Here is a 13,012-nt window from a genome sequence, read left to right as displayed (position 1 = left end):
AATGACGGAGAATTTCGGGCGATAATGCAGATGAGTAGGATTATGCTAAAAGGCTCCAACCTTACTATATTCGGAACATTTTTAATATAGCATCAGGCTTCGTGTTTAAGCATCTCTGCAGTTGAAAAGAATTATCGTATTCCCAGGTCAGATACATCATTAATTGAAATAATTACTATCCATTCGTTAGCCGCTGAGGAAGTCCAATCGGTATTGCCTTGTATAATACCTGTTTTACGGCGTACTGTTTTATCAGTAGCAGCTTTACTATTACCGGCAATCGTCCAGCTTGTGCCGGGATCGGTGCCTACATCACCAAATACATCTATTACAACGCCATTTTTCTCAAGTGTAATAGCATCGTTGCCATTAAAGTTGCAAACCGAAGTGGGATAAGCCACCACACCAGCCGGCAATGTAAGCGATGCTGCGGTTGTGCTAAAAACCAGCAATGCGCCGGGCGCTAAAGAAGCGGTGCCCGAAACAGAATCCAGCCTGCCACTGTTATCGGCACCATGCGCTGCATCATGCCCGTTTGTGTACAGCTTAATATGATATTTTGAAAGATCTGCGGCTGCAGCACCGGCGTTATAAATCTCCAGGTATTTATTATTGGAAGATCCTTCCACATATTCAGATATAAGAAGGTCTGAACCGCCTGTGGGCGACACTACCATTGCGCCAGCAACATCGCTTATATTGCGGATTTGGAACTGTGGTGTGGCGTTGTAAAAGCTGCCATAACCTGTCCAATCGTTAGCACTGCCCGGCAAATTACTGCCCGCAAATGCAGCCGATGGACTGGTGTATAAAGTAATGTTGCCCGAAGCATCAGTAAGCATTTGACTACCGCTGTAAGTGGTGCTGCCACTAGCTGTTGCACCTTTTATTTTTACTAATGTAAATTCTACGTTAGAAAGACTATCTTTTAATTGTTGTATAGTCGTTTCTTTAGGAAAAACAGGAATGCCAGTTGCAACAGCAGTCGGTTTTGCTGTGCCGTAAGGTGTTTTTATTTCCAGCGAACCACGATAATTTATTAACGAATCGTTATTTACATCCAGCACAATAGAATCGCCGATGTTGTAAGTAACCGTACCACCAAAATAAACGGAAATCCCACGGTCACCATCCTGCAATACCACCGAACCATTGGATACATTTTTGTTATCCGCATCAGAAATAACCACGCCGCCAATCTTATAAGCACCCAGTTTTATATCACTGCCGTTGTACATTGCACGTAGCTCTTTTATACTTATCAGCGCACCATTAGCAGGCGGCACATTACCACCGCAACGCGTGCCGGCAAACTGCATATCGGCTGTATCTCGAATCATTATCTGTGGTGTAATACGGCTGTTGTACGCACTTTTGTAATATACATATACTGCCGTTAGCGAGCCATTGCCATTAGGCACATTAATACCTGCAAAAGCAGCATAACCGCTGCTGCGCACTACCATTGTATCGCCTGCACAATTTTTTACAGTAATACTTGCATCGGTTTTATTTACTGCATTAGCATACGTTTTAGCGGTATCAGTTGTTTTCACTTCAAAGTTGTTCAGCCTTATCAGCGTATAAGCATATTTATCATTATCGCTTTTTAAATCCTGTACTGTTACATCAGCAGGTATAATGGGTATATGCAATTCTCCTTTTATCAAATATTTATCCTTCAGGCGGCTGGGTATGCCGGTAAGCCTGCCACCGGCATCGGGCGAAGTTCCAAGGTATATCAATCCGCCATCGTCATTTATATACAAACCGTTCAATTGCACATATACTTTGCGGCCAATGGGAAAGGAAGTGTATAAATTATTATCATCAATACTTACTGCAATGCCGGCGGTAGAATCCTGTATAATAATTTGTTTGTAAAAGTTACCTGAAGAGTCGTTGGCAATCACCACACCTGCAATAATTGCATCCGTTTCTATAGAGTCTGCATGACCGCTTGTATGCACCGCTTTTAATGCAGCAATTGTAGTATTGGCAGTTATATTAGGTGGAATATAAATGGGCGGTGTATCAAATTTTTTGTTGCAGGAGATAACTACATTAAAGGTTATAACAATCAAAAGAATAGCAGCATTTAGTAGCAACGTTTTTTTCGTTTTCATGCATTGTTGTTTTATAAGAATGGTTTAGGTAGATGAAATAGTATTATTAAAACCGTACCTGCAGACTGATGAAGTAATTCAACCCATAAGCATAATAATACTTTGGTGGAAACCTGCTTAAGTTTTGCTCGGAAGAGGCTGAAAAATCGTAGCGCAACTGCTCGTAACCACCAGTGATAATATCTGTATTATTCAGCAAATTATTTACACCGGCATTAATCACGACATACAGTGCCCGTTTATCAATGTAAGTATGCTTAACGCGCCATGAATAACCACCATAAAAGTCGAGTGTATATTGATTATCGAGGCGTGTCTGGTCGAGTATTGTATGCGCCTTTTCGCTGCCAACATCGGTTACGCCATCAGTAGCAACATACGTGCGGCGCAACGGGTTAAAATCGAGCCACATTTGGCTGAAATAATTACCCGTAAGACTTACAAACCAAAACTTAGGTGAACGGTACGTAATGCCCCCGCTGTAAGCCTCTTGTGGTGTGCCGGCAATGCGATAATTTTTGCTGTAAATCTCATCTTCCGATACAATATCAGCGGTATTATCTACTGTTACTGTTGCTTTCTGGCGACTATTGTAATAATACCTCCCAATTGCAGCAGCCGCATTAGCAGTAACATTGCGTGCTACTTTAGCTTCTATACCAAACTCACCACCAAAATACAAGCGATCTATATGGCTCAATGCATAGTTGACAAAATCCTGGTATTGATCGTGGTAAAAAGTAAGCACATTGAAACCGTTTTTCATGCTGGTGTAATAGCCTGAAATACGCACTTTAACATTGGGTGCATTTAGTACATAACCGCCTTCTATTGTTTTAATGGCTTCGCTTTGTAAACTATCCTGCACAAAATCGCGTGTGCGTGGCGATACATATATGTTATCGTAGTAAGGCGCCCGTGTTAACAGCGCACCATTTATATACAAATAATTGCGCCCGTTTATTTTATAAGTTACACCACCTTTTGCTGCATAGTTATCAAAAATGTGTACTTCCGATTTACCATAAGAATTGTTGGGAAATAAACCATTACGTACGTTACCTACACGCCAAAACTTTGTTTGCGACACCTCGCCCGCAACAAAAAAATCTATCTTCCTAAACTTAAAAACCAGTTGTGCCCATTCCTGCGGTTTATTGATATTAATGTTGTAATTGTAACCATATTGATCCCCCTTATACACAATGCGGTTTGGATGGTTTAAATCGTTTTGATAAGCATTTACATTATTAGGAAAATTACGCTGTGCAAACTGGTTTAAATCTATCCAAAATTGTCCGCCAAGCAAATCGGCAATACGCTGGAAATAATTATTTCTCGCCAACTGATAGCTAATGCCGCCAGTTATATCTATGTGTTCGCTCAGCTTTGCATTAATTGTTGTACTTGCTGTAAAGCGCTGTACATTGGTAACTCTTTCGCCCAAAATATAAAAAGAACGGTTATCCGTGATAACATTGCCTGCAATACCATTTGCATTATCAACTGTGGTGGTATTATCGCGATTAACGTTGTATAAGTTGTTCCAGTTGATTTGTCTTGCCGATTCATTAGTGCTTAATACATCTGTAAGCTGTTGCGCCAATGCGGAATTATCTGCTGCATAAAAACTGGGCAAATAACGGTAATAGTTCGGTCGCGGATCGGGCGCATTATACCAATCTATTCCCGATATAGAACGCTCACCAAAAGAATACGAAGCAGCAGTAAGCAAAGCCGTTTTGTTGGAAATGCGATACTCATGTGTAAGAAGGAGTACCGGCTGGTTCGTTTTTGCAACATTAGCATTACGCTTTTTGCCATTTTGATATCCCCACGATGGGTTATAATAATGCGAACCGGCAAGTGTCATCATCTCTTGTGTGGCAGATGTTTGCCGCCCGTTTTCGGTTGGTGCTGCAAAGGCTGCAAAAGATAGTAATTGCTTTTGTCCCAGCTTTTTATCAACCGCTGCAAACCAACTCCAACCATTGTAATACGTGCCGGGAATATATCCTTCATCCGCATATCTGCGACTACCCGAAAAAGAAAAAGCCCAGCCCCTTTTGTTCAAGCCGGTGTTGTGCGTAAGTATAATGCGATGTGTGTAGTTACGATTGGATAAAGCATAGCCAATGCTCGTTTGCTTACGTTGTTTGCTGGCGCGGATGTCGAAGTTGGTATTGGTGCCCACATCACCAAAAGCAAAGGTGGTGTAGCGGTTTCCAAAGTTTACCTCGCGGTTACGGAACACATCATTCAAGCCGCCCCACAAACCCCACGGTGTATAACCATCATCCAGGTTATCCATTGGCAAGCCATTGATGTAAACAGCAGCAAAAGTGCCATCGTAGCCCCTTATACGAAAACGTGCCGGGCTAAAATTGAAAGCAGCCGCATTATAAAACGGATCGCGGCCAGCCGTGAGTTGTGAAGAAATATTTTGTGCAGCCGCATCGCTCAAATCTTCATCGCTGAGCGATATAGTTGGGATATTATCCAGTACATTATCCTTCAGTTCTTCGGCTATAATAGTGTCTGGCCGTTCAGTGAAATCAGCGGTATCAGGGTTAAAATATTTTTGTGCCTGCATCACCTTACACAATACAATACAAGAAAACAGGAGTAGCAATTTTCTCACGTAGAAAATTCGTTTTGGTTTTACTGTGCAAAGTAGAAAAAAGCTATTACAAATATATATGGTGGTAAATTATAATATTTTTTTAAGCGCTTAACCCTGTATTACCAATGTAAGTTTGCCACCACCTTTAAACAAACATGATAAAGCTCTTTTTACTACACTTTTTCGTTCTTTCTTCATCATTGCTGTTTGCCCAAAAGCAGACGTATAAAACGGCTATTGTTGCCTTTTATAATCTGGAGAATTTTTATGACACGATAGACAATAAACTGGTAAATGATGATGACTTTTTACCTACCGGCGCTAAAAACTATACCGGCAAAATTTACCTCGATAAAGTACAACATCTCGCCACTGTATTGTCGCAAATAGGAACGGATATAAATCCCGATGGGCCGGCTATCATTGGCGTTGCCGAAATAGAAAATGACACGGTGTTGAACGATTTGGTGCATCATCCGCTGCTCACCAATCGTAATTACAAAATTGTACATTACGACTCCAGAGATGCCAGAGGCGTGGATGTAGGCTTTTTATATAATCCAAAATACTTCAGGGTTTTAGCAAGTACCAAACTGTTTGTGCAGTTGCCCGAAGGTGCAAAGTCTGCTTATTTTACCAGAGATATTTTGTGGGTAAAAGGTATATTGGATGGTGATACCGTGCATGTGTTTGTCAATCACTGGCCAAGCCGGCTTGGCGGTGAAGAAAGGAGTATGCCGGGGCGTCTATCGGCTGCGCAAACAGATAAAAACATGCTGGATTCCATTCAGAAGTATGATGCACATGCCAAAACAATTATCATGGGCGATTTGAATGATGATCCGATAAGTCCAAGCGTAACCAAAGTATTGAAAGCTAAGGGAAATATAGCAGATGTGCAGCCCGGCGGCTTATTCAATCCGTGGGTGAATATGTATAAAAAAGGCATTGGTACATTGGCTTATCAGGATGCTTGGGGGTTGTTTGACCAAATTATGATTTCCTATACATGGCTGGATAAAACACAGCAAGGCTATTTTTATTATCAGCCACATATTTTCAACAAAGAATTTTTAGTGGAGAATATCGGCAAATACAAAGGCTACCCTATGCGCACGTGGGATGGCAACACGTATCGTGGCGGTTACAGCGATCATTTTCCTACTTACCTGGTGATGCTGAAAAAAGTAAATTGAGGAAGATTTGAACCACAAAGGCACAAGGGACACCAAGCTTCAAAGAATATTAATAAAGACATATTTCGCGTGACCTCATCTATTTTAAGCTTAGGTGGTCCTGTTCTTTAACAGCCTCTAAAAACATGCAAATAAAATAATGCAGTCCGGTATCGGAGTGCTTATGCTTACACAACTCCTAAGCATTCTTTAACAACGCTGCCACTCGTTTCAACGTATATTCATATAAACATTATTGTATGAAAGTTTCGCTTATTGGCTGTATAGTGTTTTGCGTAATGACTATCATTGCCTGCGGCCAGAAAAACTATAAAATACCTGTTAGCAAACATTCTGCTACGCAGGAACTTGGCAAGTACAAGCAGGCTACCTTTGCGGCGGGTTGCTTTTGGCACGAAGAAGCACTGTTTGAAAGCGTTAAGGGTGTAAAGGAAGCAGTCTCGGGCTATGCAGGCGGCACCACCAAAAATCCAACTTACGAAACAGTAGAAACCGGGACTACCGGCCATGCCGAAACCGTAAATGTATATTACGATCCCGCGGAAGTAAGCTATGCCACTTTGCTGCAAGTATATTTTACAGGACAAAATCCCACGCAGGTAAACGGCCAGGGATCCGATATAGGCACACAATACCGATCTATTGTTTTTTATAGAAATAATGATGAAAAACAGCAAATAGAAAATTATATCAAAAACATGCAGCCCCGCTATAAAGCGCCGATTGCGGCGGCAGTAAAGCCGTTTACTACCTTTTGGACTGCCGAAAATTATCATCAGAATTATATAGAAAATAATCCCAACAGTGGCTATGTGCAGCAGGTGAGTATTCCCGAAATACAAGAGCTGCAGAAAGAGTTGCCGCAAGTCATCAAGCCAGATCACTTTTACTAAAATTTTCCCTTTGCTACATGATTATGAAGAGTTGTGATTAATAGTAAAAAAATAAAGGCTGCTCCGCATCACGGAGCAGCCTTTATATTATTTATACCAATTTAAATTAATAGCACATTATAGGCTCTGCCTGCAAGCTCAACGCTTGCAGCTTAATAGGCTTATACTTATTTAAATTTGGTTATAAAACACATCAGGCTCCTTAGTACGGCTTTGCCTCATGCGCTACTGTTTCAGCTTCTATCACCGCATCTTGTGTGTGCCCGCTGCCTATCGGACCGGTTTGCAAATTGTTATCTGCATTCTTCAATCCGTCAGCTACACGGCGGCCATACTCGGCATCACATTGTGTAAACATTTCAACCATCTTATCCTGAATATGCTTTTTACACGGTTTCAGAGTAGTAACTAAGTTCTTAATCAAATCTTCGCGTTCCCAATCTTCAAAAGCACGGAAACGCTCACCAGCCTGTTTAAAGTCGTTTTGACGTTCTATCTTTTTGCGAACCAGCCTTGCATGGTATTCAGGTTCGTAAGGTTTGCCTGCCGGCTGCGCTTCGTGCAAGCCGTTCAACGTAGATGGCTCGTAATTCACATGCGGATTTTGATTAGGCGCGGCATCTATGCGATAAGCCATTTGTCCATTGCGCTGGTTGGTAGCTATATGGCATTTTGGTGCATTAATAGGCAATTGCAAATAGTTGGTACCTACACGATAGCGTTGCGTATCGCTATACGAGAAAGTACGTCCCTGCAGCATTTTATCATCACTAAAATCAAGACCATCTACCAGCACACCGGTACCAAAGGCTGCTTGTTCTACTTCGGCAAAATAGTCTTCCGGATTTTTGTTCAATGTCATTTTACCAACCGGTAAGAATGGAAATTGATCTTCCGGCCAAATTTTGGTATCGTCCAGCGGATCAAAATCCAGTTCGGGATGTTCGTCATCGCTCATGATTTGCACGCACAGTTCCCACTGCGGAAAATTGCCTGCTTTAATGTTTTCGTACAAATCCTGCGTGGCATGGTTGAAGTTTTTGGCCTGTATTGCCTCCGCTTGTTCCTGTGTCAGGTTTTTTATGCCTTGCAATGGCTCCCAATGGTATTTTACCAATACCGCTTGGCCATCTTTGTTTACCCACTTATACGTGTTTACGCCAGAACCTTGCATTTGCCGGTAATTGGCAGGAATACCCCAGGGCGAAAATACAAACGTAACCATGTGCATCGCTTCCGGCGTTTGGCTGATAAAATCAAATATGCGCTCACCACTTTGAATATTGGTAATAGGATCGGGCTTTTGTGAGTGAATTAAATCGGGAAATTTAATCGCATCGCGGATAAAAAATACTTTAAGGTTATTACCTACCAGATCCCAGTTGCCGTCTTCGGTATAAAACTTTACGGCAAAGCCACGTGGATCGCGCAAGGTTTCGGGCGAACTGGTGCCGCCGGCTACGGTAGAAAAACGTACAAATACGGGCGTACGTTTTCCTTTTTCCTGAAACAATTTAGCCCGTGTGTATTTTGATACCGGTTCATTGCCTACTGTACCATATGCTTCAAAATAACCATGAGCACCGGCACCCCGGGCATGTACTACGCGCTCGGGAACGCGCTCGCGGTCGAAGTGGGACAATTTTTCTATGAACTGGTAATTCTCCAAAGTAGCTGGTCCGCGACTGCCAACAGTACGTATATTCTGATTGTCGGTAACCGGGTGACCTTGCCGGGTAGTGAGTACATGTGCACCATTGGATGTCTGATGATTGTTTTCCATATCGGTTAATTTTTATTTTTTACAAAAGGGAAAAGCAAAAGTACGCCGTTTCTTTTTGCAGAAAATAGCTTGTCTAAAACAGGTGACAAGGATGTGTAATCTGTTATCGTAAAACAATTACTCGCAAGCAGCGGGTGTAAGTACAAAGCCGGTAAACTGCAATGCCCGCGGATTTGCAAATACCCACTGATTATTCTTCTGCTTTAATTCACCAAAGCCTTCTCTCAAACCTTCCTGTTGTTTAAGAAAAGCCACCTGCCTTACCGAAACCATGCCTTCCGATGAAAAAGTGTAATCTGCTATCAACGTATCGCCTTTGATGGTACCTTGTAAAGTGCCATTGTTACGGTCTCTCTCTTTCAGCTGATACAGCATGTGCCCGCTAAAAGTATCGCCTGTTGTAGTAATATTCAAGCGTATTGTATCCATATTTTGCATGTAAGCATAGCACAATGATGATGATACGGCATCAGCGCTGTCGTTTGTTGATTGTACATCAGCGGTCTGATGGTTATTCGTATTGCTTGTATTGCTATTGCAGGCAATGAGGCAGAAAGTAATACATAAACTTATAAATATTCTTTGCATATAATAATAGTTTCTATTGTTCAATGCCTTTTATGTCACAACACCTGCACACTTATTCCACCACCTTCTCTATATGCGTTAAACGGCCATCTTTTGAAACACCTTCTATAATTATCCTGAATGCATCGGTAACATCATTATTAAAGAAGTTAAGGATTATACGGTGGTTTTCAGCAGTCGTTAAAATCATCGGATTCCAATAGAGTGTACTGCGCAAATCCTCAGCTTCATTGCGCGGGTCAATGGTAGCATAATTGGGCGAGTAAAATTCTTTCATTACTGTATAACCAATCACGTTTTTATACGGTAAGCCTTTGCCGGGTGCTGCCTGGCTGGGGCCACCCTTTTTGGTATATACGGCTATCGCACCATTTGCGCCATTAAAGCCACCCATAAATGGCGGACGAAATACTTTGATATAGGCAATATCTGCCATAGACATACTGCCCAACTGGCTTACATCCTGAACAGGCATTTCGTTGAGATAAAGAGAAGGTGAGCCGCCGCGCCAGGACAGGCTGGCGTTGGTGCCGTTAGTAGTTATCTGTAAGCCCGCCACTTTGCCCTGCAGGTAAGCAAACACACTCTGGTAAGCATTGGAAACAGGGTCGTTGGTAAGATCAAACTGGTAAGCATCACTACCCTGGAATAAGCCGCTGGCGTATTCCTCATCCAGCTTTTGCAGCGGCGATTTGGCTTTGGTAGTTACTGTTACGCCCTGCAAAGTAGTGCCTTTTGCCAACTCTTTCAACCGCGCTTCTTCACTGGCGAGGTATCGTAATCTTGCCAGCCCGGCAGTATCCTGCAGCGAGACCATTTTCGATTTATCAAAAACAATTCTTTTTTGCGAAGGCAATACATTATTCATAAAGCGCACTTCGCTCATATCTGCCAGGTTGTTGTTGCCGATAAACTGATAGTAAATTTTTGCAGAATCGAACAGCACCATATTCGGGTCTTCAAATGTTCCATCGGATTTAATGGCAGCTGTAACCGTTTGTGTAATGGAATCTTTGCCTTTGATGATGGCAAACAATTGGCCTGCACTGCGCAGTTGCGATGAGGTAACGCCATATATTTTACCCGAAAAAGTAAGGTAAGAGGTATCATTGGAATATTTAATATCGGGGAATTCACCCTTTACAATTGCCTGCCAGTTGTAACGGCGCCAACCATTGGTAAGCATTACGAGATCGAGGTGCTGCGCTACGCTGTCGCTATTGTTGGAAAAATAATAATCGGGCTTATATACCCGGCCTTTCAAATCGCTGGTGAGCAATAAAGAAGAAATAATATTGCCGGTGCTATCAACACCAATGCCTTTATCGGTAATGGCTATGGAAAGATTGGCAATAATAGTGTCAGGCACATCAATCTCAAATGTGTTTTTGCCACGCTTGCCCAGCCCCAGTGCTTTGAAGCCCGCTTCGGGTTCAAAGATGGCCTCCTTGTTATTAATAAAGCAAATACGTTCCGCCAGTGGCGACCAGTTGCTGTCAAACAAAGTAACCTGCAAAATACCGGTAGGCAGTGCTTCGGTAGGAATAGCGCCACCAATGAACTGTGAAGTCTGCAAATTTACGTTTGCCATATATACCAGTTGCTGGTTCATGGTGCCAACAATATGCAACTGCTGCATGTTGCCTGGCGCATCAGCAGAACGGCGGATAATAAACCCCTTTTTATTATCTCCTGCATTTATTTCCAATGTAGCGCCTATAGCTTTAGCAGCCGGCAGCGGCGTTTGATGCACCGCATTTTGCTCATCGTGCCATTTGGCAGTGTATGTTTCGCCAGCTTTCGGCGTTAGTCGTATAAAACCCATACCATCGTGCTGTGTTTTAATGGTATCTACAACAGCATTCGCATTATTCAATACAAACCCCTTTATTTTAGCCGGTTTGCCGGTTCCGTCGATTGCTTTAAATGCAATCTTTGATGGAAGCCCCACCACTGCATCGCCACCTTCGGGAAAGAACTGCACGGATGGCGTATTGTTGGTTTTTGTAATTGGCTTTGGCGTTTTTTGCAGAATGCGGATATCTTTTTCGTACAAAAAAGCTGTATCAAAATTGAGCATCCAGGCGGTGTATGCTTTTACATGCACAAAAGGTGTGGCAATACTATCGGGTATATCAAACTGCCCGTGAAAAGAACCTTCTACAATAGGAAAAACGGAATGTGCCAGCAGCCTGCCATCGGCATCATACAAATCGGCATAACCGTTTTTACTGATGTCCGAAGGCAAAATGCCACTCATCACATAAGCTTTAAACCATATTGTTTCGCCGGTTGAATAGGCGGGTTTATCGTATTGCAAATACATGCGCTCCTGCGGAAACTGATTAGCATAAATAGCCAAAGTGGAATCTATGCGCTGGGCAAAAGATTTAGAGATAAGTATAGTAAAAAGTAATACAAGCGTGAGCAATTTTTTCATAGCACATACATCTTATAAATGAAGTGCTCAAATTAACGTTATATGCTTATATGAAAAAAAGGCATTAACAAAATGGCAACAGAGGCAGAGCAGAAAAATGTAAGATGACAGGTGTACGATGTACAATTTTGTGGAAGCAGAAGTGTTATTGTAAATTGTAGGAACCCCGAAAAATTGCGCAGAAAAGAAGTGTACATTGCAATATGAAGTGGCAAGATTATACTATTTCTGACCACCGGGTTTTTATATGACAAGCTTGTTATTAAAGGTACGGGAATTTCTGTTAAGCTTATTTTAGAGTTGCTTTCAACTTTATAGAAAGTAGAAAGAGAGCATGCAAAGTGTTCTTCCATACCCCAACGTTTAACCAAAGGTTATGGAAGAATATGGCTACCATTAACCATTTCAATGATTTACTTCTTTATCTCACTCCTGTCCGGCTGATGCAGATGCACCGGCTTGCCCTGCTTTTTGCGCAAACGCATATTCAACAGTTCCACCAGGAAAGAAAAAAACATTGCAAAATACACGTAGTTTTTAAGGTGCAGCGATTCGGCAGCTTCACTGGCAAAACCTTCCACCAGCAGTATAAAACCAATCATCACCAAGAAAGAAAGCGCCAGCATTTTGATGGTAGGATGCTTATCAATAAACGCGGCAATCTTGGGCGAGAATAAAAACATAATAATCATAGCTATGATTACGGCGGCAATCATTATTTCTACACGCTTGGCAGTGCCGCCGGCAGTAATAATGCTGTCGAAACTAAATACCATATCTATTAGTATTATCTGCATAACGCCGCGACCAAAAGAGAGTTGCCTGGCGCCACCTGCTACATGCTCGTCATCGCCTTCCAGCTTGTGGTGTATTTCTTTTACTGTCTTATAAATGAGAAATAATCCGCCAGCCAGCATTACCAGGCTTGCCAGGTCGAACCCTTTACCAAACCAGCTTTCGGGGATAATATACTTGCCTTTTTGCGCCAGCAGCCACGTTAATCCAAATAGTAAAACAGACCGTACAATAATACCGGCAATCATCCATACAAACCTTGCCTTGCGCTGCAGCGACGATTGCATACGGCTGATGATAATACTCACGAAAATAACATTATCAATGCCTAATACGATCTCTAAAATAACCAGTACAAAAAAGGATACAATATTATCTGCCGAAAATAAATTATTCATTCAGTAAAGTTGAATGCGGCAAATATAAACAGGATGCGGATAGGCTTAAAGGCTGTTTAAATTTTTATATTCTGAAAACAGTACTTCATCATTTCGACCAGCGGGAGAAATCCCACCTTATTAAGGAGCTAAATATAGCAAGAATGCCTCCTGTAAGCCTGCTAAGCCAA

Annotated in this window: 8 protein-coding genes; 2 read left to right on the top strand and 6 right to left on the bottom strand. The window is 42.1% G+C overall.

Translation table 11 applies throughout. From position 1 onward, the window contains the following. Positions 1-131: 131 nt before the first annotated feature. The gene (locus FC093_RS01895) at positions 132-2,126 is read right to left on the bottom strand and encodes a DUF5689 domain-containing protein (RefSeq protein WP_137260035.1); all 1,995 of its coding nucleotides are present in this window, start codon (positions 2,124-2,126) and stop codon (positions 132-134) included. Positions 2,127-2,172: 46 nt separating this feature from the next. Next, entirely contained in the window at positions 2,173-4,767 is a 2,595-nt protein-coding gene (locus FC093_RS01890; protein WP_137260034.1) for a TonB-dependent receptor, read from the bottom strand. Between the two features lie 137 nt (positions 4,768-4,904). Here FC093_RS01890 and FC093_RS01885 point away from each other — a divergent pair, with 137 nt between their 5' ends. Both FC093_RS01885 and msrA read left to right on the top strand, forming a co-directional pair. Next, on the top strand, positions 4,905-5,945 hold the full coding sequence (locus FC093_RS01885; RefSeq protein WP_137260033.1) for an endonuclease/exonuclease/phosphatase family protein: 1,041 nt from the start codon (positions 4,905-4,907) through the stop codon (positions 5,943-5,945). 239 nt (positions 5,946-6,184) lie between these two features. Further along, the gene (msrA, locus tag FC093_RS01880) at positions 6,185-6,838 is read left to right on the top strand and encodes a peptide-methionine (S)-S-oxide reductase MsrA (RefSeq protein WP_137260032.1); all 654 of its coding nucleotides are present in this window, start codon (positions 6,185-6,187) and stop codon (positions 6,836-6,838) included. A 202-nt stretch (positions 6,839-7,040) separates the two neighbouring features. Here msrA and FC093_RS01875 read toward each other — a convergent pair whose 3' ends face one another. The 4 genes from FC093_RS01875 to FC093_RS01860 form a co-directional block, all read right to left on the bottom strand. Continuing rightward, positions 7,041-8,621, bottom strand: coding sequence for a catalase (locus FC093_RS01875; protein ID WP_137260031.1), 1,581 nt, complete (start codon positions 8,619-8,621; stop codon positions 7,041-7,043). 117 nt (positions 8,622-8,738) lie between these two features. Beyond that, on the bottom strand, positions 8,739-9,209 hold the full coding sequence (locus tag FC093_RS01870) for a hypothetical protein (RefSeq protein ID WP_137260030.1): 471 nt from the start codon (positions 9,207-9,209) through the stop codon (positions 8,739-8,741). Positions 9,210-9,261: 52 nt separating this feature from the next. After that, positions 9,262-11,649, bottom strand: a complete 2,388-nt coding sequence (locus tag FC093_RS01865; protein ID WP_137260029.1) for a hypothetical protein — start codon at positions 11,647-11,649, stop codon at positions 9,262-9,264. Positions 11,650-12,062: 413 nt separating this feature from the next. Further along, entirely contained in the window at positions 12,063-12,842 is a 780-nt protein-coding gene (locus FC093_RS01860; RefSeq protein WP_137260028.1) for a TerC family protein, read from the bottom strand. Between the last annotated feature and the right edge of the window lie 170 nt (positions 12,843-13,012).

Origin of the sequence: Ilyomonas limi, assembly GCF_005233845.1 — a bacterium.
In the GTDB taxonomy this organism is placed as follows: Bacteria; Bacteroidota; Bacteroidia; order Chitinophagales; family Chitinophagaceae; genus Ilyomonas; species Ilyomonas limi.
The sequence above is the reverse complement of the archived record's forward strand: the minus strand, read 5'-3'. Positions and strand labels throughout refer to the sequence as shown.